The organism is Micromonospora sp. NPDC005173 (assembly GCF_040608515.1).
In the GTDB taxonomy this organism is placed as follows: domain Bacteria; phylum Actinomycetota; class Actinomycetes; order Mycobacteriales; family Micromonosporaceae; genus Micromonospora.
Map to the genome: position 1 here is coordinate 153,864 of NZ_JBEXIK010000001.1, position 19,699 is coordinate 173,562.

Annotated in this window: 21 protein-coding genes; 9 read left to right on the forward strand and 12 right to left on the reverse strand. The window is 72.4% G+C overall.

Features of this window, described 5'->3' with window-relative positions; genetic code table 11:
- Nucleotides 1-16: 16 nt before the first annotated feature.
- The 3 genes from paaC to paaA are packed head-to-tail and all read right to left on the reverse strand — an operon-like array spanning nt 17 to nt 2,102.
- Nucleotides 17-742, reverse strand: a complete 726-nt coding sequence (gene paaC / locus ABZV00_RS00735; RefSeq protein WP_355600659.1) for a 1,2-phenylacetyl-CoA epoxidase subunit PaaC — start codon at nt 740-742, stop codon at nt 17-19.
- A complete protein-coding gene (paaB, locus tag ABZV00_RS00740) occupies nt 739-1,020 on the reverse strand; it encodes a 1,2-phenylacetyl-CoA epoxidase subunit PaaB (protein WP_121655474.1) in 282 nt (93 codons plus the stop codon). Before paaB ends, paaC begins: the two co-directional genes overlap by 4 nt.
- A 14-nt stretch (nt 1,021-1,034) precedes the next feature.
- Nucleotides 1,035-2,102 (reverse strand): 1,2-phenylacetyl-CoA epoxidase subunit PaaA, encoded by a 1,068-nt coding sequence (paaA, locus tag ABZV00_RS00745; protein WP_355600661.1) that lies wholly within the window; start codon nt 2,100-2,102, stop codon nt 1,035-1,037.
- Between the two features lie 372 nt (nt 2,103-2,474).
- On the opposite strand from paaA, the gene ABZV00_RS00750 reads away from it, so the two are divergent.
- Both ABZV00_RS00750 and ABZV00_RS00755 read left to right on the forward strand, forming a co-directional pair.
- Nucleotides 2,475-3,461 carry a hypothetical protein gene (locus tag ABZV00_RS00750; RefSeq protein WP_355600664.1) on the forward strand — a complete coding sequence of 329 codons (987 nt, stop codon included), beginning with the start codon at nt 2,475-2,477 and terminating at the stop codon, nt 3,459-3,461.
- Nucleotides 3,461-4,420, forward strand: a complete 960-nt coding sequence (locus tag ABZV00_RS00755; protein ID WP_328422597.1) for a hypothetical protein — start codon at nt 3,461-3,463, stop codon at nt 4,418-4,420. Before ABZV00_RS00750 ends, ABZV00_RS00755 begins: the two co-directional genes overlap by 1 nt.
- An 89-nt stretch (nt 4,421-4,509) precedes the next feature.
- On the opposite strand, the gene ABZV00_RS00760 is transcribed toward ABZV00_RS00755, so the two are convergent.
- The 3 genes from ABZV00_RS00760 to ABZV00_RS00770 are packed head-to-tail and all read right to left on the reverse strand — an operon-like array spanning nt 4,510 to nt 7,304.
- Nucleotides 4,510-5,361: a menaquinone biosynthesis protein gene (locus tag ABZV00_RS00760; protein ID WP_355600666.1), complete on the reverse strand. Its 852-nt coding sequence runs from the start codon at nt 5,359-5,361 to the stop codon at nt 4,510-4,512.
- Nucleotides 5,313-6,680, reverse strand: a complete 1,368-nt coding sequence (locus ABZV00_RS00765; protein WP_355600668.1) for an MFS transporter — start codon at nt 6,678-6,680, stop codon at nt 5,313-5,315. The genes ABZV00_RS00760 and ABZV00_RS00765 overlap by 49 nt, the downstream gene beginning before the upstream one ends.
- Before the next feature lie 39 nt (nt 6,681-6,719).
- Nucleotides 6,720-7,304: a helix-turn-helix domain-containing protein gene (locus ABZV00_RS00770; protein WP_355600670.1), complete on the reverse strand. Its 585-nt coding sequence runs from the start codon at nt 7,302-7,304 to the stop codon at nt 6,720-6,722.
- Between the two features lie 268 nt (nt 7,305-7,572).
- Here ABZV00_RS00770 and ABZV00_RS00775 point away from each other — a divergent pair, with 268 nt between their 5' ends.
- Nucleotides 7,573-8,823 (forward strand): DUF222 domain-containing protein, encoded by a 1,251-nt coding sequence (locus ABZV00_RS00775; RefSeq protein ID WP_355600672.1) that lies wholly within the window; start codon nt 7,573-7,575, stop codon nt 8,821-8,823.
- 531 nt (nt 8,824-9,354) lie between these two features.
- Nucleotides 9,355-11,622 (forward strand): AAA family ATPase, encoded by a 2,268-nt coding sequence (locus ABZV00_RS00780; RefSeq protein ID WP_355600674.1) that lies wholly within the window; start codon nt 9,355-9,357, stop codon nt 11,620-11,622.
- Here ABZV00_RS00780 and ABZV00_RS00785 read toward each other — a convergent pair.
- From ABZV00_RS00785 to ABZV00_RS00800, 4 genes are read right to left on the reverse strand one after another with little or no spacing between them, the layout of a single operon-like run.
- Nucleotides 11,602-12,213: a hypothetical protein gene (locus tag ABZV00_RS00785; RefSeq protein ID WP_355600676.1), complete on the reverse strand. Its 612-nt coding sequence runs from the start codon at nt 12,211-12,213 to the stop codon at nt 11,602-11,604. The two genes, ABZV00_RS00780 and ABZV00_RS00785, sit on opposite strands and share 21 nt — an antisense overlap.
- Nucleotides 12,214-12,217: 4 nt before the next feature.
- Entirely contained in the window at nt 12,218-12,556 is a 339-nt protein-coding gene (locus ABZV00_RS00790) for a YbaB/EbfC family nucleoid-associated protein (protein WP_328422583.1), read from the reverse strand.
- Between the two features lie 11 nt (nt 12,557-12,567).
- Nucleotides 12,568-13,494 carry a WXG100 family type VII secretion target gene (locus ABZV00_RS00795; RefSeq protein ID WP_355600679.1) on the reverse strand — a complete coding sequence of 309 codons (927 nt, stop codon included), beginning with the start codon at nt 13,492-13,494 and terminating at the stop codon, nt 12,568-12,570.
- The gene (locus ABZV00_RS00800) at nt 13,491-13,886 is read right to left on the reverse strand and encodes a type VII secretion target (protein WP_355600681.1); all 396 of its coding nucleotides are present in this window, start codon (nt 13,884-13,886) and stop codon (nt 13,491-13,493) included. Before ABZV00_RS00800 ends, ABZV00_RS00795 begins: the two co-directional genes overlap by 4 nt.
- A gap of 134 nt (nt 13,887-14,020) precedes the next feature.
- Here ABZV00_RS00800 and ABZV00_RS00805 point away from each other — a divergent pair, with 134 nt between their 5' ends.
- The 5 genes from ABZV00_RS00805 to ABZV00_RS00825 all read left to right on the forward strand — a co-directional run bounded on the left by ABZV00_RS00805 (nt 14,021) and on the right by ABZV00_RS00825 (nt 17,558).
- The gene (locus tag ABZV00_RS00805; protein WP_355600683.1) at nt 14,021-14,662 is read left to right on the forward strand and encodes a transporter; all 642 of its coding nucleotides are present in this window, start codon (nt 14,021-14,023) and stop codon (nt 14,660-14,662) included.
- Nucleotides 14,659-14,985, forward strand: a complete 327-nt coding sequence (locus tag ABZV00_RS00810) for a transcriptional regulator (RefSeq protein ID WP_355600685.1) — start codon at nt 14,659-14,661, stop codon at nt 14,983-14,985. The genes ABZV00_RS00805 and ABZV00_RS00810 overlap by 4 nt, the downstream gene beginning before the upstream one ends.
- Nucleotides 14,982-15,947 (forward strand): ABC transporter ATP-binding protein, encoded by a 966-nt coding sequence (locus ABZV00_RS00815; RefSeq protein WP_355600687.1) that lies wholly within the window; start codon nt 14,982-14,984, stop codon nt 15,945-15,947. The genes ABZV00_RS00810 and ABZV00_RS00815 overlap by 4 nt, the downstream gene beginning before the upstream one ends.
- 13 nt (nt 15,948-15,960) lie before the next feature.
- Entirely contained in the window at nt 15,961-16,698 is a 738-nt protein-coding gene (locus tag ABZV00_RS00820; RefSeq protein ID WP_355600689.1) for an ABC transporter permease, read from the forward strand.
- A 95-nt stretch (nt 16,699-16,793) separates the two neighbouring features.
- The gene (locus tag ABZV00_RS00825) at nt 16,794-17,558 is read left to right on the forward strand and encodes a VOC family protein (RefSeq protein WP_328422569.1); all 765 of its coding nucleotides are present in this window, start codon (nt 16,794-16,796) and stop codon (nt 17,556-17,558) included.
- Between the two features lie 34 nt (nt 17,559-17,592).
- On the opposite strand, the gene ABZV00_RS00830 is transcribed toward ABZV00_RS00825, so the two are convergent.
- Together ABZV00_RS00830 and ABZV00_RS00835 are read right to left on the reverse strand one after the other, a co-directional pair.
- Entirely contained in the window at nt 17,593-18,372 is a 780-nt protein-coding gene (locus ABZV00_RS00830; RefSeq protein WP_355601321.1) for an ABC transporter ATP-binding protein, read from the reverse strand.
- Nucleotides 18,373-18,521: 149 nt separating this feature from the next.
- A complete protein-coding gene (locus ABZV00_RS00835) occupies nt 18,522-19,691 on the reverse strand; it encodes an iron ABC transporter permease (protein ID WP_355600692.1) in 1,170 nt (389 codons plus the stop codon).
- Nucleotides 19,692-19,699 lie beyond the last annotated feature (8 nt).

A 19,699-nucleotide genomic window follows, 5' to 3' on the forward strand; every position in this document is an offset into this window, starting at 1 on the left:
GGGCTCCGCCGCGTACTCACCACGTCGCTCCGGGGTGCGCGCGGTGCAGCACCTGCATCTCGGCGAGCAGGTACGCCAGATGCTCGGTGTGCACGCCCGTCCGCCCGCCGGCCGGCGCCCAGCGGCTCTCGGGCCGGGTGAGCGTCGCCTCGGCCAGCACTGGGCCGACGGTGTCGTCGAACGCCTCCCGCAGGGTGGCCGGGTCGACCGGTGCCGCGGGATCGGCGGCGAACAGCTCGTGCGTGTACGGCCAGACCTGGTCGACGGCCGCCTGCATCCGGCGGTGCGACTCCTCGGTGCCGTCGCCGAGACGCTTCACCCACAGTGCGCCGTGGTCCAGGTGGTACGCCGACTCCTTGCGGGCCTTCGCACCGATCGCGGCCAGCCGTTCGTCCGGGCACCCGGCCAGGGCGGTGTACAGCGGCAGTTGGTACGCCGCGAGGAAGAACAGCTTCGCCATGGTCACCGCGAAGTCGCCGTTGGGCAGCTCGACCAGCAGGGCGTTGCGGAACTCGCGGTCGTCGCGCAGGTACGCCAGCGCGTCCTCGTCCCGGCCGGCGCCCTCCAGCTCGCCCGCGTACGACAGCAGTAGGCGGGCCGCGCCGAGCTGGTCGAGGGCGATGTTGGTCAGCGCGACGTCCTCTTCCATCTCCGGCGCGCAAGTGGTCCACTCGGCCAGCCGTTGCGCGGCGACCAACGCGTCGTCGCCGAGGGCGAGGGTGAATTCGACGGGACCGTTCACAGGTGAGCCACCCCGTCCGGTACCTCATAGAAGGTGGGGTGGCGGTAGACCTTGTCGGCGGCCGGGTCGAAGAAGGCGTCCTTCTCGTCCGGGCTGGACGCCGTGATCGCGCCGGCCGGCACCACCCAGATCGACACGCCCTCCTGCCGCCGGGTGTAGAGGTCCCGGGCGTTGCGCAGGGCCAGCTCGGCGTCGGGGGCGTGCAGGCTGCCGACGTGGGTGTGCGACAGCCCGCGCCGGGCCCGCACGAAGACCTCCCACAGCGGGGTCTGCTCCATGCTGGTTCGCTCGCTCACGCCGCCACCTTCTCCTTCTGCTCGGCCCGCTTGGCGGCGTACGCCGCGGCGGCCTCGCGCACCCACGCACCGTCGGTGTGCGCGGCCCTCCGGTGTGCCATCCGCTCCCGGTTGCACGGCCCGTCGCCGGAGATCACCCGCATCAGCTCGTCGTAGTCCGGCTGGGTGTAGTCGTACGCCTGCCGCTCCTCGTTCCAGCGCAGGTCGTCATCGGGGATGCGCAACCCGAGGATCTCCGCCTGCTGGACGCACATGTCCACGAAGCGCTGGCGCAGATCGTCGTTCGAGAAGCGCTTGATCTTCCAGGCCATCGACTTCGCGGAGTGCGTGGAGTCGTTGTCCGGCGGGCCGAACATGGCCAGCGACGGGTACCACCAGCGGTCCACCGCGTCCTGGGCCATCGCCTGCTGCGCGGGGGTGCCGTGCGCCAGGGTGTGCAGGATCTCGTAGCCCTGGCGCTGGTGGAACGACTCCTCCTTGCAGACCCGGATCATCGCTCGGGCGTACGGGCCGTAGGAGCAGCGGCACAGGGGCACCTGGTTGACGATCGCCGCGCCGTCCACCAGCCAGCCGATCGCGCCCATGTCGGCCCAGGAGAGGGTGGGGTAGTTGAAGATCGAGCTGTACTTCTGCCGCCCGTCGAGCAGCAGCCGGACCAGCTCGTCACGGCTGATGCCGAGGGTCTCGGCGGCGGCGTAGAGGTAGAGACCGTGGCCCGCCTCGTCCTGCACCTTGGCCAGCAGGATCGCCTTGCGCTTGAGCGACGGCGCCCGGCTGATCCAGTTTCCCTCCGGCTGCATGCCGATGATCTCGGAGTGGGCGTGCTGGGCGATCTGCCGGATCAGCGTCTTGCGGTACGCCTCCGGCATCCAGTCCCGTGGCTCGATCTTCTGCTCCGCGCCGACCACCTCGGCGAAGTACGCCGCCAGGTCCTCGTCCGGCGCGGGGCCGCCGCGCCGCTGACGGGCGGCGGCGGCGCGCAGCTCCGCCTCGGCCGCCTCGACCTCGCCGAGCAGGCCGCCGCCGGTTGCGTCGTCCGGGGCGGAGAAGTCGTTGCCATACATGAGGACAAGTGTTACAGCTTGCGCCTCGATGCACTAGGGGGTGTAACAGGAAACCCGAGTCACGTTCGGTCACGGATGGGCGGTATTTCCGCACGCAGCGCAATCGGCCCGGCTATGACTTGGCTCACTGGACGAAGATGAATCCTCCTAGAAGACGCATACCGTCTCGATATCCCGCCTTTATTGCATGTTGGCAGGCGTCGAACTCTGGTGGTCGGCCGGTCCGGAAGTAGACTTCTGCCGGTCACACGATCGGCTGCCCAGAATCGTTGTCTCCACAGAGGCCACCTCCCCCGGCCTCGGCGATCGCACCGGTCATCCCGGGAAACAAGCCGGTCCCCCCGGCCCTGACATCTGGAGCTCACCCAACTCATGCGATCTCGCGTGACCATGGTGCTCGCCGTCGTGGCGGTCCTGCTCGGTGGCGTTCTGCTGGTTCCCGCTGCGTACGCGCGGCTCGCTGGCAACGACGGCAGCGCAGGCGGCGGTGGCGGCGGGAGTGTCGCCGCGCCCTCACCCACCCCACCGCCATCGCCCACGCTGGCGGCTGGCCCGGTATCGGTGAACTTCAAGGGCGACTTCTACTCGTGGGCCCTGCTGGACCGGGAGACGGGCAAGATCTCCGGGTCGCCGAACATGACCGCGACCAGCTCGACCGAGTCGATGATCAAGGCGTGGATCGTCTCCGACTACCTGCGCCAACTCGGCGACAAGGAGCCGACCGCGGCGCTCAAGAAAGCCGCCAGCTCCGCCATCCGGGACAGCAACGACGACGCGGCCAACATGGTCTACAAGGCCGCCGGCGGCTCGTACTCCGTGCCGGCGGGCGGCCAGCCGGGGCCGGTGATCAAGCGGGCGATCAGCATCTGCGGTCTGACCGACACCAAGCGCGGCAACGTAACCAAGTACGAGGGCTACTGGAGCTTCACCAGGATGTCCCCCCGGGACGCCGTCCGGCTCGGCGACTGCATCGCCGACGGCAAGGCGGCCGGCCCGAAGTGGACCAAGTGGGTGCTCAGCGAGATGAGCAAGGTTCAGGGCACCACCGCGGCCAAGGACCAGAAGCTCAAGTCCGGCGGCGGTCGCTGGGGGATCATCAACGGCCTGCCGAAGTCGATCACCGCGCAGGGCCCGGTCAGCATCAAGAACGGCTGGACGCCGCTCTACTACGACGGCAACTGGCACGTGAACTGCCTCGCCGTCAACGACAAGTGGAGCCTCGCGGTGATGCTGCGTTACCCCATCAAGAACGGGCTGGACTACGGCGCTCAGGTCTGCGCCAGCGTGGCCACTCAACTCGTCACCCCGCAGCCCGGCGCCGCGCTCAAGGTGCCGCAGCAGCCGGTCGGAAAGCTCTGATGGCCGGCAACCGTCGGGCGGACCGGCGACGCGGCGGTGATGCCTCCCCGCTGCGGCTGGTCGCGATCGCGGTCGTCCTGATCGGGCTGGTGCTGGTTTCGCTGCGGCTGCTACCGGGGTCGCCGTTCGAGTCGACCTCCGCCGCCCGCTGGGGCGACTCCGGCACGACGACCAGTGACCGGTCCACCGGCACTCCTTCCGACCGCAGCGCCCGCCAGCCGGCCCCGGAACCGAGCCCCAGCCCGTCGCTGGAGCCGCTGCCGTTCCAGGCCAAGGACCTCAAGCTGGACATCGAGGGCTGGTATTCCTGGAGCGTGCTCGACCGCCGCACCGGAAAGATCATCGGCTCGAAGAACATGAACGAGACCAGCACCACCGCCTCGATGATCAAGGCCTGGATCGTCGCCGACTACCTGCGTCGCGCCGACGACGCCGGGCAGACGCCGAGCGACGCGAAGCTCGCCGACGCCACGCGGATCATCCGGGACAGCGACAACACCAGGGCCGAGCAGTTCTACAACTCGGTCGGCCGGGACGCCTCGATCCGGCGACTGCTCTCCATGTGCAAGCTGACCGACAGCAGTGTCGCCCCCGACGGCGGCTGGAGCCGGACGGCGCTCTCCCCCCGGGACACCGCCCGACTGGGCAACTGCATCGCCACCGGCACCGCCGCCGGGCCGGAATGGACCAAGTGGCTGCTCAACGAGATGAAGCTGGTCCGCGGCGCCGGTGACTTCGGCATCCGCAAGGCGTTCCCGGCCGCCGAGCAGAAGCAGATCGCCATCAAGAACGGGTGGATCGACCGGACCAAGGAGCAGGAGATGCACATCAACTGCCTGGCCATCGGCGACACCTGGACGATGGGCGTGATGGTCCAGTACCCGATCAACATGGGCTACGACTACGGCATGAAGAACTGCGAGAAGATCACCGAGGCACTGCTCCGCCCCAACGTCTGACCCGCCCTCCCAGCGTCTGACGCCGCCCGGTGTCCGGACCGCCAGCCGGCTCGGTCGACCGTCCCGGCTGGCGGCCTGCGCCCTGAGGCTCAGCCGGCGAAGAACTCCGGGCCACCGGCCGGCAGTTCCGGGACCACGCCGTGCGCGGCGGCGCGGCGGGCGAACTCCCGCAGCCCGGCGACCTGCCGGTCGCCCAGCGAGAAGTCCAGGGTCCGGAAGTACGTGGCCAGCGTCGCGGCGTCGAACGTCTCCCACCGGGCCGCCGCCTCGGCGACCTGGTCCAGCTCGGCCAGGCAGAGGTCACGCGAGCGCAGGAACGCCTCGTGCACCTCCTTGACCAGCCCCGGATGGGCGGCGGCGAAGTCGCGGCGAACCGCCCAGACCGCGAAGACCATCGGCAGCCCGGTCCACTCACGCCACGCCTGCCCGAGGTCGGTGACCGTGAGACCTCGCTGCGGCGCCTCGTACAGCGCCCGCAGCGCCACGTCCCCGATCAGCACCCCGGCGTCGGCCTCCAGCAGCATCTGGGTCAGGTCCGGCGGGCAGCGGAAGTAGTCGGGACGAACGTTGTACTTCTCGGCGAGCAGCAACTGGGCCAGCAGCACCCCGGTCCGCGAGGTGGAGCCGAGCGCCACCCGGGCGCCGTCCAGCTCGGCGAGGGGCTTCGTGGAAACAACGTTGACCGACAGCACCGGCCCGTCGCTGCCCACCGCCAGGTCCGGCAGGAGTAGCAACTCCTCGGTGTGCTTCAGGTACTCCACGAGCGTGATCGGGCCGATGTCCAGGTCGCCGGCCACCAGCGCGGCGCTCAACCGGTCCGGCGAATCCTTCTGCAGGTCGACGTCGAGCAGGGCACCGGAGCGCATCAGGCCCCAGTAGATCGGCAGGCAGTTCAGGAACTGGATGTGCCCGACCCGTGGACGTGCGATGCGCTCAGCCATGACCCGACCGTATCCCCGGCCTCTGGCGCCGGCTCGGCGGGCCGGCCCGAAGTGGCCAACCCCGCATCCGCCCCCGCCGACCGCTGGTGTTGCCGTCCGCCCGGGTCATCCGGCGACGGGCGGCGTACCGCCCGGGCGACCACCGGCACGAAGACCAGCACCACCAGGAGCCCAGCCAGGCCGGCGGCGGCGATCAGCGGTCGGGGCGGGACGGCCGTCAGCAGCGCACCGCCGATCAGGAAACCGGCCATCGAGCCTCCCTGCACCGCCGCGCCGTAGCTCGCGTACGCCCGAGCGCGCATCGCCTCCGGCACCCGGCGAGCGGTGAGCAGGTTGGCGAAGACGTTCTCGCCGCCGTTGGCCGCGCCCGCCACCAGCCAGAGCGGCACCAGCAGGCTGGCCGCCGGCACCATCGCGCCGAACAGCACCATGAGGCTGCAACCGGCCAGCGTGGCCAGCACCCCACGGACCAGCGCGGCGTCGTCGGTGAGCCGGTTGGCGAGCCGGGCGGCCAGCCAGCCACCGGGCAGCATGCCGGCCATCCAGGCGGCACTGACCAGCCCGTAGGTGGTGGGCGAGCCGTTCAGGGTCTCCCGGATGAAGAAGACCTCGATCACGTTGATGCCGCCGATCGCCGCGATCACCACGGCGGTACTGACCACCATGACGAGCATGAGCGGGTCCCGGCGCAGCCGCCAGCCGAGGGCTGTCACGGATGGGTTGGCCGGGGTGGCGGCGATCCGCCGACCACCGCGCCGGGTCCGCAGCAGCAGGCCGGCGACCACCAGTGCCAGGTAGGTCGCGGCGTCCAGCAGCAGCGGTACGCGGGTGCCGAACTGCCCCACCAGCAGCCCGGCCAGCACCGGCCCGCCGAGCGCGCCGAGGGAGACAGCGGTCTGGCTGATCGCGCTCGCCCGCGGCAGGTCGTCGGGGCGGACCATCGCCGGCAGCAGCGCCGCCAGGCAGGGCTGGGTCACCGCGAGCCCGCACGCGAGCAGCGTGACGAGCCCGACCACCAGGACCGGGTGGTCGGCGAGGGCGAGCAGCACGCAGATCGCGGCCTGGGCCAGCCCGACGGTCACCAGCAGAGTGCGGCTGTCCACCCGGTCGGCGAGCCGGCCGGCGAGCGGGGCGAGCACCACCAGGGGCAGGGTGGCCGCGAGCAGCAGCCCTGACACGGCGAGCCCGCCGGCGCCAGCGCCCTGCAGGGCCAGCGCGAGGGCGGTGGCGGCGAGGAAGTCGCCGCAGATCGTGGTGCCCCGGGCTGTGGCGGCGAGCCAGACGTCCGGCCAGCGCGACTCGACAGTTGTGAAGGACATACTTCGAAAATAATCCTTCACAACTGGTTGGCACAACCCCTATGGCAGCGGCACCACGTGGTACTGCACCGAGACGGTCCGCGCACCCGCCGGCGGATCGGCCCGGCGCCGGCGCTGGCGGTACGGCTCCAGCAGCGCCGAGACCGCCTCGTTCACCCCGGCCATCTCCTCCGCAGTCAGCAGCAGCAGCGCGTCGCTGAACAGCGCCACCTCGTACCACTCGGCCGGCTCGCTCCCGGCGCGCCGCGACCAGTCCCGGATCCGCTCCATGTCGCGGGCCACATGCGCCTCGACCAGCGCCTGCTCGGCCGCGCGCGCCTCCGGCCCGGCCGCACGGCCCGCGTCGAACATGACGCTGGGGCTGACCGCGCGCCACACCCGCTCCCGCGCGTCACCCCGACTCGGCGCCTGCTCGACCAGGCCGAACTTCGCCAACGCTCGCACGTGATAGCTGGTCGCACTCGGCGACAGCTCGGCGATCTCCGCGAGCTCGGTGGCGGTCCCACCACCCTCCCGACTGCTCAGGTATTCCATGATCGCGATTCGGGCCGGATGGGCCAGCGCCCGCATCACCTGCGGGTCACTGATCGTCATCCGACGCGACTCGGGACGGGCCTCGGTCATGACCCCCATGATCCCGGCCATCCGCGCGACCCGCCATCACCCCCCGGGCTACGCGGACCGGCAGTTCCCCTGCGGCATTGATGGCGACCGCGCGCGTCGACCCCTAACCGCGTGACCGCATGGCCGCGCTGCATCTGCGCTGGCTCAGCGTGGGCGGGATCCGCGGCAGACCCAGCAGTCAGCAGACCTGCAGTGCGGCGACCGGCCGGCGCACGCCCCGCCACCGGAGGCTCGGGAAATTGTCGTACGTCTGTTCTAATGTGGCTTCATGTTGAGGGCGTTGGAGCAGGCCGGCGGGGCCGTCGACGACTGCGCCGACGTCGCCCCGTGGGCGCTCTCCGACGACGAGTTGCTGGCATCACTGGACGCGACGCACGCGGTGGCGCAGCGGCTGGCCACCGTCCAGCTGGGGCTGGTGTGCGAGCTGGACGCCCGCGGCCTGGCGGTCGCCCGCGGCGCCTCATCCACCGCCGTCTGGCTCCGGGAGCGACTCCGGCTCTCCGGTCGATCCGCCCGCCAGCTGGTCGAGCTCGCGGCCGCCGTCGACGCCGCGCCGTCGGCGGTGCGCGATGCGATGCGGACGGGCGCCATCACCGTGGAGCAGGGCCGGGTGCTCGCGGAGACGATCGCGGCCCTTCCGGCCGAAGCGGGGCCGGAGGTCGCCGACAAGGCCATCCAACTGCTGGTCGCCTGGGCTGACCGGTTCGACCCGGCGATCCTGCGCCGTCTCGGGGAACGCGTGCTCACGCACGTCGCACCGGATCTGGCCGACCAGGCCGAGCTGGCGGCCCTCGAACGGGCCGCCGACCGCGCCGAGGCCCGCCGGCACGTCACCCTCTCCGACCAGCAGGATGGGCAGGTACGCCTCAGCGGGAGCCTCGACACCGAGACCGCCAGCCTGCTCCGCGAGGCGATCGGGCCGCTCTGCGCACCCGCCGGTGCGCACGACGACCGCAGTCCCGGTCAGCGCCGGGCGGACGCGCTCGGCGAAATCTGTCGGCTGGCGCTGCGCACCGGCCACCTGCCGGACAGCGGCGGCGACCGACCACAGCTCGTGGTGACCGTCTCCCTGGACGCGCTGGTCAACGGCGTCCGCGCTGGCGCACTCGAGACCGGGGCACACCTGACGCCCGGCGCGGTGCGCCGCCTCGCCTGCGACGCCGCCGTGCTGCCGGCCGTGCTGGGCGGCAACAGTCAGGTGCTGGACGTAGGGCGTCAGCGCCGACTCTTCACCGGCCCGTTGCGCCGGGCACTGGTGCTGCGCGACGGCGGCTGCGCCTTCCCAGGCTGCGACCGGCCATCCCGCTGGTGCGACGGCCACCACGTCCAGCACTGGGCCGACGGCGGGGCGACGGCGCTGGGCAACGCCGTCCTGCTCTGCGGCCACCACCACCGGCTCCTCCATCAGGGCGACTGGACGGTCCGCATCGCGGCGGACGGCCAGGCCGACTTCCTCCCGCCCAGCTGGCTTGACCCGCTCCGCACCCCGCGCCGCAACCTCTACCACCGGCGCTGCTGAGGCGGAGGAGCACCAACCTCCGCAACGCTTCTCAGGCCGGAGCCGTCGCCACGCCGCGTCCTTTGGGTGGCAGCGTGGGTGAAGCCGGCGCCGAGGAGCGCCGATCTCGATCCCTGCCGATTCAGTCCGGGACCGAGCACGTGGCGCCACAGCACCCAGCGCCACGCCACCAGGCAACACAGCAGTGCACCGCCAGCCGCCACAGGGCCACACCATCGCCACCCAGCCACATCTCCGCATTGCGCACGCCCACCACGTCGCCCTCGGGCCACGTCGCCCTCAGACCGCGCCACGCCGCCGCCACACCGCCGGGGTGCCGCGCCGCTGCCACGTCGACTGGTCGCCACGCCGTCTCCATCGGGTGGTCGCTTCGGTAATTCGGTGGAAGGGTCGGGCGTGGGAGCGTAGGGTTGCAGCCCGCTTGACGGCCGAGGTGAGCTGCACCGGAACGGACGTCCCCGCGCCGGGTGGCCGGCCATCCGCCCCCCGGACACGCGAGCGCGCAGCAGATGTGAACGATGGGACGTCAGCATGCCCGCACTTGACCTCGACACCCACCTCGACACGGATCTGGCCGCCGAGCGCGCACACCTCGCCACCTCACGGGCGGCGCTGCGACGGATGCGCGAGCGGGCCGAGGCCCTCTTCGCCACGGGTGACCAGGTGGCCGGCGACGCCTACGCCGCGGAGACGCTCGGCCGCACGCTGGCCCGCCGGGTGGCCGAGCTGGCCGACGACCCGACCACGCCACTCTTCTTCGGCCGCCTCGACTTCGGCGGGACCACGGACAGCAGGACCACGGACAGCGGGACCCCTGATGGCACGACCACGACCAGAACAACGGCGGACAGCGGCCCAGCCCCGGACGCGATCGAGATCGCCGGATCAGGCACGACCGGCGGCGCTGGCGCAACCGGCAGCACGGGCACAACCGGCAGCGCCGGCACAACCGGCAGCACGAGCCCGACCGGCGGCAGCGGCAGCGGCAGCGGCAGCGATCATGATGGGCGGCGCTATCACGTGGGGCGGCGGCATGTCAGTGATGAGCTGGGCGAGCCGTTGGTGCTGGACTGGCGGGCACCGGTTTCGCGGTCGTTCTACCGGGCCAGTGCTCGGGATCCGCAGGGGGTGGCGGTCCGGCGCCGGTTCGGTTTCAGCAACGGGGTGTTGACCAGCTTCGAGGATGAGCGGCTGGACCGGGGCGAGGAGTTGGGCACGACGAGCCGGATCCTCACGGCCGAGATCGAGCGGCCGCGCGTGGGGCCGATGCGGGACATCGTTGCCACCATCCAGCCGGAGCAGGACGAACTGGTCCGGGCCGACCTGGCCGACTCGATCTGCGTGCAGGGCGCGCCGGGCACCGGGAAGACTGCCGTCGGTCTGCACCGGGCCGCGTACCTGCTCTACCTGCACCGGGAGCGGTTGCGGCGGGCGGGTGTGCTGATCGTCGGGCCGAACCGGGCGTTCCTGTCGTATATCGCGGCGGTGCTCCCGGCGCTGGGCGAGGTCGAGGTCGAGCAGGCCACGGTGGAGGAGCTGATCTCCCGGGTGCCGGTCCGGGCGGTCGAGCCGTCGGCGGTCGCCGCACTCAAGCACGACGCGCGGATGGCCAGTGTGCTGCGCCGTGCGGTGCAGGCACAGATCGGTACGCCGACCGATCCGATCACCGTGTCGGACGGCTCGTTCCGGTGGCGGATCGGCCTGGAGCCGCTGCACCGGATCGTCGAGGAGACCCGTCGGGAGGGGCTGCCGTACGGCACCGGCCGGGAGCGGGTCCGGGCGCGAGTGGTGAGCCTGCTGCAACGGCAGGCCGAGGCACGCCGGGCGGAGTCGCCCAGCGACGCCTGGCTGCGCCGGATGGGCCGGTGCCGACAGGTGGCCGACTTCCTGGACTCGGTCTGGCCGGCGCTCACCCACGAAGGGCTGGTGCACGGCCTGCTGGCCGACCCGGCCCGGCTCGCCGCCGCGTCGGACGGGCTGCTCAGCGACGCCGAGCAGTCGCTGCTGGTCTGGGCGAAGCCGGCCCGTACCGCGAAGGCGACCCGTTGGACCGCCGCCGACGCAGTGCTGGTCGACGAGGCGGCCGGGCTGCTGGAGCGGCCCTCCGGGTTCGGGCACGTGGTGGTGGACGAGGCGCAGGACCTCTCCCCGATGCAGTGCCGGGCCATCGCCCGACGTAGCGAGCACGGCTCGGTCACCCTCCTCGGTGACCTCGCTCAGGGCACCGCACCGTGGGCGGCGACCGACTGGCGGGAGTCCCTGGCCCACCTGGGCAAGCCGGACGCCGTGGTGGTGCCACTGACGATCGGCTTCCGGGTGCCCGCCGCGGTGGTCGCGTTCGCCAATCAACTGCTGCCGGCGCTCGCGGTGGACGTACCCCCGGCAGAGTCGCTGCGCCACGATGGCGGCCTGGACGTGCGTACCGTGACCGACCTGACCGCGGCGACGGTGGCCGAGGTGCGCGCGGCGCTCGCGCACGACGGCTCGGTCGGCGTGATCGCCGCGGACGACGCGGTCGACGGGCTGCGCGCGGCGCTGGCCGCCGTCGGCGTCCCGACCGCGACCGCCGACGACGTGGCCGACCTGGCGCGGGTCACCGTGGTGCCCGCGACGCTGGTCAAGGGCCTGGAGTACGACCACGTGGTGGTGGTCGAGCCGGCCGCGATCGTCGCGGCCGAGCCGCGCGGGCTGCACCGGCTGTACGTGGTGCTCACCCGGGCGGTGTCGCGGCTCGCGGTGCTGCACCACGAGCCGCTGCCCGCGCCGCTCCTGACCGGGTCAGCGACCGGAGAGAGCTGAGGCGATCTCGCGCAGCGGCTTGCCCGACTCGGCGATCGGCACCGCGAAGGCCAGCCAGGAGCCGTCGGTGAACTCGATCCGGAGGCGCTTCGGGTTGAGCCGGTGCCAGCCCACCCGGGCGTCGGCCACCGCCGTCCGGGGCGCCGACCAGACGACCCGGGTCTCGGCCACCGCCCGCTCGTCGTCGGACTGGCTCGACCAGAGCTTCGTCGGCCCGGACGCGCACACGAGCAACCGCCGGTCGGTGACGGCGAGGACGGTGTCGTTGAGCGTCGTGGCCGGGGGCACCGGCCGCCGGGCGTGTTGCAGGGTGGAGGCGGACGAGCCGGGCGCTCCCCGGCCGGCCACCCCGTGGGTGACTCGGTCGACGATCCGATCCCCCGCCGGGAAGGAGAACAGCGGCGAGAGCAGGTTGAGCAGCGCCCCGGAGACACCTCCGCCACCACCGGCGCCGGAGGATCCCGGCTGCTCCGCTTGCGGTGGGTCGGCTGGCAGGACGCCCTGGGCGATCTCCGTCTTCGCGACGGCGAGCACCTGTTCCCCCGGCTCGACCAGCTGGGTCAGCCGTTCCTGGTAGCTGATGTCGGCCATCGGCTCAGTACCGGTCGGCGGCCGGTCGGCCGGCGTCGGGAGCGTCGCCGATCACCTCGCCGACCAGTTCGCGTACCCGGGCGGCGGCCGCGGCCTGGGCGCGGCTGGCAGCGGCGGTGAACTCCTCGGCCAGGGTGAACGAGTCGAGGCGCATCGCCCTGGCGTTGATCTCGGACGACACGATCGTGCCGTCCGCCGCGGCGGTGACCCGGACCAGCCCGGAGTCGCTCACGCCCTCGGCGCTGCTCTCTTCGAGCTCGGTCATCTTGCTGGCCAGCTCGCGCTGCCAGCCGTCCAGGTTGCGGGCCAGCGCCTCGATGCGGTCCAGACCGGGAAAGGTCATGGCGGTCCCTCTCAGGTCAGGATGGAGTCGAAGACATTCTGCACGCCCTTGGTGTACGGGCCCATATCCTCGCGGTACGTGCCGTCCACCAGGTAGTTGCGGTCCTTGGTGCCGTCGGAGATGTCGTGCAGCCCGACTCCGGTGTCCATGAGGGCTCCGCCGAAGCCAGGGATGTTCACCGGGGACGCCTGGTTGATCAGGAACTTGCCCGGGAAGAGAGTCTTGAATTTCTCGAGCTGGAACGCCCTGGCCTCGGCCGACCACCCGGATTTGTTCCACATCCGGTACGCCTTCTTGGCCTTGCGGATCTCCAGCACCGCCCGGCGGTACTTCATCAGCAGCTCGGCGACCTTCTGCATCTTGGTGGCCAGCTTCGCCAGGATCTCGGCGAACCGCGCGACGATCTTGACCATCCGGCCGACCGTGGTGGCGAGCCGTGCCAGCACCCGGACGACCGTCGCCGCGAGCGAGATGCCGGCGCTGAGCGCTGCCGCCACCGCCGCGATGATCACCTCGGTGAGGAACCAGAGCAGGAACTCAAGGATCAGCTCGACCAGCAGGTTGAACGCGTCGACCGCCGCGTTGGCCGCGTCGACCAGCACCTCCTTGGTGCCGTCCAACCCGCGGGCCAGCTCCTCGATCGCCTCCTCCACCGAGTCCATCGAGGCGTGGAAGCTCTCGGCGGCATCACCCGACCAGGCACCCCGCAGCCGGGCCCGGTCCTGGATCTGCTCGCCAGCGATCGCGCGGACCGCCTCGCCGGTGGTCAGGCAGAGCTGGGCGGCGTTCATCAGTTCGTCCGGCTCGCCGGCGACCAGTTCGAGCAACTGCTCGAAGGGCCAGAGCACCGCGTTGGACAGTGGCTTGAACGGGTCGGGGGTGCCCGACACGATCTGCTCGAAGTAGGTCTTGTTGCGCTGCAACGCCTCCGTACTCACGCCTGCACCTGTCCACTCGGGCCACCGGCGCCGGGCGACCAGGGGCCGGGCGCGATGACGTCGGGAGCGGCCGGGCGGCCGGGCACGAACAGATCGGTGCTGGCCACGTCGGTGCCGGTGTATGCCTCGGCGGTGTCGCTCAGCCCTTCGGCGATGTCCGCCATCACCTCGGCGCCGTCGGCGAGCCCCTGCAGGCACGCTTCAAACTGCTCGGCGTACGTCGCAGCGAGGCTGAAGGACGCCGGCATCACCCCGAAGGCGTGCCGCGACACGTGCCCGTCGCCGAACGAGCGATGCAGCTCGCGAAAGCGGGCCGCCCGGTCGTTTGACGCCGCGGCGAATGCCGTCAAGGCCTCCGGCTGGACCTCCAGCTGATTGCTCGGGCTCGACACGGACCCTCCCCTGTGTCCTGTGCGGCGAGTCAGCCGCCGCAGCCCCCACCATAGGCACTCCGTGCTGCTACCGACATCCCGGGCGGAGACGTCCAGGTCTTGTGGGATTGACTTTGTAGTTTAAAGTAGTTTGCGTGAACCTCGACGACGACGATCCACCACCCCCCGACGCCGCGGCAGCGCTCCACCTCATCCGGGAGCAACGGGTGGCGACGGCACGCCGGCTCGAGCCGGACGCCCGACTGCTCTACTGGCCATGGGGTGTCGCCTGGTTGGTCGGTTTCGGGCTGTTCTTCCTGCGCTTCGCACCCGACGGTCGGGTGCTGGTCCGGCTACCGGACTGGCTGCCGGTGACCGCCCTCTTCGGCCTGCTGGTGGCCGCCGCGGCGGTCCAGGCGGTCGCCAGCGCGCGGGCGTACGGCCAGCTCAGCGGCGACTCCGCCCGGCGCGGGCGCTGGTACGGCTGCGCCTGGGCCCTGGGTTCCGTGAGCGTGTTCGCGGTGCTCGGCCGGGTCGTCGACCACCTGCCACACGACCAGGCGGCACTGCTCTGGTCGGCGACCGCCGTCGGGCTGGCCGGTGCGCTGCACATGGCCGGCGGAGCAATCTGGCTGGACCGGGACCTGTTCCGGCTGGGCGTCTGGATCAGCGTGATCAACGTGGCCGGTACGTTCGCCGGGCCGGGCTGGCACGCGCTGGTGCTGGCGGTGGCCGGCGGTGGCGGGATCCTGGTCGTCGGCGCGATCAGCTCGCTGCGACAGCGGCGCCGGTCGTGACCGAGCTGGACCCGGTGATCCACGCGCAGGCCCGGCTGCGGGTGGTCGCCACCCTCTCCGCGCTCGGCGACGGGGACCGGATCGCCTTCCCCCGATTGCAGGAGCTGCTCGCGATGACCGCCGGCAACCTCTCCGTGCACCTGCGCAAGCTCGAGGACGCCGGCTACGTCGAGGTCAGCAAGACCCACCGTGGACGTACCCCGGCCACCCTGATCCGACTCAGCAGGCGGGGCCGGCTGGCATTCGAGGAGTACACCGAGGCCGTCCGCGCCCTGCTCGACCCCACCTCGCTCGACCCCACCCCGTCGAAGGAGCAGTCATGACCCTCGCCCGCGCCGACCAGGCCAGCCGCCGGTACGGCGATGTCCTGGCCCTCGACCGCGTCGACCTGGAAGTCCGGGCCGGTGAGCTGGTCGGCCTGCTCGGCCCGAACGGCGCCGGCAAGAGCACCCTGATGAACCTGCTGGTCGGTCTACGTCGCCCCAGCTCGGGGCGGGTCGAGCTGTTCGGCGGTGACCCCCGCGACCCGGCGTCCCGGCGACAGATCGGGGTCACCCCACAGGAGACCGGCCTGCCGGGCACGCTGCGCGTCGGCGAGGTCGTCGACTTCGTCTCCGCGCACTACCCGGATCCGGTGCCCCGGGGTGAACTGCTCGACCGCTTCGGTCTGGGCGACCTCGCCCGGCGGCAGACCGGCGGCCTCTCCGGCGGGCAGCGCCGGCGGCTGGCGGTGGCGCTGGCGTTCGTGGGCCGGCCCCGGCTGGTGCTGCTCGACGAGCCGACCACCGGCCTGGACGTGGCCGCCCGGCACACCCTGTGGGACGCGATCCGGGCGTTCCACGATGACGGCGGGACGGTCCTGCTGAGCAGCCACTATCTGGAAGAGGTGGAGGCCCTGGCCCGCCGGGTGGTGGTGATCGGGCAGGGCCGGGTGCTCGCCGACGACACCGTGGACGCGGTCCGCGGCATCGTCGGCGTACGCCGGGTCAGCCTGGTCGCCGACGAGCTGCCCGAACTGCCCGGGGTGGTCCGCACCGAACGGATCGACGGTCGGCTGCACCTGCTCACCACCGACGCCGACCAGCTGGTCCGGGCGCTGGTCACCGCCGGGACCGCCTTCGCCGACCTGGAGGTCCGACCCACCTCGCTGGAGGAGGCGTTCCTCGCCATCACCGCCGGGGAGCAGGCCCCCACCGGAGAGCAGCCCGCCATCGGGAAGCAGTCCGCTGCCGGGGAACAGCCCGCCACCACCGCCACCGCTGGCGGCCGACCCACCACCGCCTGAGGAGGCGTCCACCGTGCAGCTCGCCCTGGTCCACGCCCGCTACCAGCTCCTGGAGATCATCCGGATTCCGGTGGCCGTCTTCGGCAGCGCCTTCTTCCCAGCCGCCGCCATGATCTTCTTCGTTGTGCCGTTCGCCGGCGAAGACTCGGTCGGCGCCACCTTCGCCACCGCGTCGATGGTCACCTTCTCGGTGATGAGCGCCAACATCTTTCAGTACGGCGTCGGCGTCGCCGAGGACCGCGACCAGCCGTGGAATCCGTACACCCGGACCCTGCCGGCCGGGCCGGCGCCCCGGTTCGCCGGCCGGGTGCTGGCCGGCCTGGCGCTGACGTACCTGTCGCTGATCCCGGTCGTGGTGATCGGCGCGACGCTGACCGCGGCCCAGATCACCCCGGCGGCGTTCCTGCTGACCGCCGGCATCGTGGCCGTCATCTCGGTGCCGTTCACGCTGATGGGGCTCGCCATCGGCTACTCGCTGCCGAGCAAGGCGGCGATCGTGGTGGCGCAGGTGGTGTTCCTGCCGCTCGCGTTCGGCGGCGGCCTGCTCTCCGCACCGGGCGAGGCACCCGGGTTCATCGAGACGATCGCGCCCTTCCTGCCCACCCGGGGCGCCGCCGAATTGATGTGGTCGGCGGTCGGTGACTATTCGGTCCAGCCGCTGGCGCTGATCATGCTCGGCGTCTGGGTGGTGCTGCTCGCCACGCTCGCCGGATGGGCGTACCGGCGGGACGAGGGTCGCCGGTTTAGCTGACGATTCGTCCGTTTCCGCCCCGGGCCGCAGCGGGACGGTGCCAGGATTCCGGCAGGGGGCCGTCGTGGCCGCCGGGGCCGAGAGGGGTCTTCACCGTGAGCACCGTCCCGCCGGGCACGCCCTGCTGGGCCGACCTGGCCACCCCGGACCTGACCGACGCCCGGCGCTTCTACCCGGAGCTGTTCGGCTGGACCGGCCGGGTGACACCGGAGCCCGAGGCGGGTGGCTACACCGTCTTCCTGCTCGACGGACAGCCGGTGGCCGGCGCCGGGCCGCCGGCGATCCCGGACCAGGTGCCGATCTGGTCGACGTACCTCGCCACCGACGACGCGGAGCTGGTCGCCGGGCGGGTCGAACGGGCCGGCGGGCAGGTAGTCGTGCCGCCGTTCGAGGTCTTCGACCGGGGCCGGATGGCGGTCTTCGCCGACCCGGCGGGCGCCACCTTCAGCGTCTGGCAACCGCAGGCCATGCCCGGCGCAGAGGTGTTCAACGTGCCCGGCGCGATGAGCTGGAACGAGCTGGTCACCCCGGACCCGGAGGGCGCGAAGGTCTTCTACGAGCTGGTGTTCGGCTGGCAGCCCGACGACCAGCCGGTCGGCGGAATGACGTACACCGGATGGCGGCTCGGGGCGCGGATCGTCGCCGGCATGATGCCGCCGTTCGCCGACGATTTCCCGGCCGACCTGCCGGCGTACTGGACGGTGTACTTCGCGGTGGCCGACGCGGACGCCGCCGCGGCCCGCGCCGCCGAGCTGGGCGGGACGATCCTGGTCCCGCCCCGCGACAACCCGGCCGGTCGGTTCGCCGCCCTGCGCGACCCCCAGGGCGCCCTCTTCTCCGTCATCGACCTGGGCCCCTGACCTGGCCACCTCCCCTGGGATTGGAGCCGGGGGGTCAGGGCATGCGGGGGCGGACGGGGACCACCAGAGGGCCGTGGGTGCCGGGGACGACGCGGACGCTGGCCCGGTAGTGGGTGGCGAGGAGGTGCTCGGTCAATACCTCGCGGGGGGTTCCGGCGGCCACCACCCGGCCGTCGGCGAGCATCACCATCCGGTCGGCGTACTCGCCGGCCAGGGAGAGGTCATGCATCGTGGCGAGCACGGTCAGGCCGTGCTCGCGGCGCAACTGGTCGACCAGCTCCAGCACGTCCTGCTGGTGACCGATGTCCAGCGCGCTGGTCGGCTCGTCGAGCAGCAGCAGCGTCGCGCCCTGGGCCAGTGCCCGGGCGAGGAAGACCCGCTGGCGTTCGCCCCCGGAGAGGGTGGCCAACTCCCGGCGGTGGAAGCCGGTGAGGTCCAGCCGGTCGAGCACCTCGTGCACGGCGTCCACGTCGGCGGCCGACTCCCGGCCCAGCGGCGGGATGTACGGGGTGCGCCCGAGCAGCACGTAGTCCAGCACCGACATGCCAGGCGGCACCACCGGGGACTGCGTCACCGTGGCCACCACCCGGGCGCGGCCCCGGCGGCGCAGCGCGGCGCTCGCCGTACCGAACAGGGTGATCGCCCCCGGCGCGGGCAGCAGCCCGCCGACGGCGCGCAGCAGGGTCGACTTGCCGGCGCCGTTCGGGCCGATCACGGTGACCCACTCGCCGGCCGCGACCGTGAGGTCGACGCCGGTGAGGATCGGCGTGCCGTCCAGGCTGACGTGCAGCCCCCGGACCTCGACAGCCGGCACGCCAGCAGCGCCGGCCGAGCCAGCGCCGGCCGAACCAGCAGCGGCCGGGCCAGCCTGGCCGGTGGTGGCCGCGCCGGCCGAGCCAGCCGGACCGGTGGTGGCCGCGCCAGCAGGGCCAGCAGCGGCCGACCCGGCGGTGGGCTCGGGGCTCACGTGAGCACCCGCCGGGCGGTACGTAGCACGAGCACGAAGAACGGGCCGCCGAGCAGGGCGGTGACCACCCCGATCGGGATCTCGGCCGGGGCGGCGGCGGTGCGGGCCACCACGTCGGTCAGCGCCAGGAACGCGGCGCCGAACAGCAGCGACAGCGGCAGGATCACCCGGTAGCTCGCCCCGGCGAGCAGGCGGACGGTGTGCGGCACGATGATGCCGACGAAGCCGATCAGGCCGGTCGCGGAGACCGCCGCGGCGGTTCCCAGCGAGGCGGCGGCGATCAGCAGGTAGCGGGAGCGCTGCGGGTGCAGGCCGAGGCTCTTCGCCTCGTCGTCACCGACGGCGAGGACGTCCAGCTCGCGGCGGTGCAGCAGCACCACCACGGTGGTCAGTACGGCGTACGGCAGCACCAGCAGCACGTCGTGCCAACCCGCGGTGGCCAGCCGACCGAGCAGCCAGGAGTAGACCTGCTGGATGCTGTCGGAGTGCCGTTGCAGCAGGTACGTCTGCCCGGCGGACAGGAACGCGGAGACCGCCACCCCGGCCAGGATCAGCATCGCGGGTGAGCGGCTCCGCCCGCCGGCACCACCGAGCAGGTAGGTCATCGTCACGGCGACCAGCGAACCGGCGAAGGCCGCCAGTGGGATGGTCACCGGCAGCCCGGTGATCGAGCCCTGCCGACCGGCGCCGCCGAGGGCGATCACCGCAGTGACCGCCAGCCCGGCGCCGGCGGCAACGCCGAGCAGGTACGGGTCGGCCAGCGGGTTGCGGAAAACCCCCTGATAGCAGCCGCCGGCCAGGGCGAGGAGGCCGCCGACGAGCAGACCCAGCACCACCCGGGGCAGCCGCAGCTCGGTGACGATGGCGATTTCCCGCTCGGTCAGCCCGCTGTCCAGGTGCACCCCGGGGATCAGGTTGAGCAGCTCGGCGGCGACGCTGCCCGGCGGCAGGCTGACCGGGCCGATGGACACCCCGGCGATCAGCGCGACGAGCACCGCGAACATGCCGGCGACCAGCCAACGCTTGCGCAGTCCGGCGGGCCGGGTTCCAGACGGCAGCCCACCGGGTCGGGCTCCGACCGGCAGCCCGGCGGGCCGGGACGGAGGCTGCGTCCCGGCCGGCTGGGTGGATGCTGCCGGTGCACCCGCCGGTGACGGCCCGGTCATCGACGGAC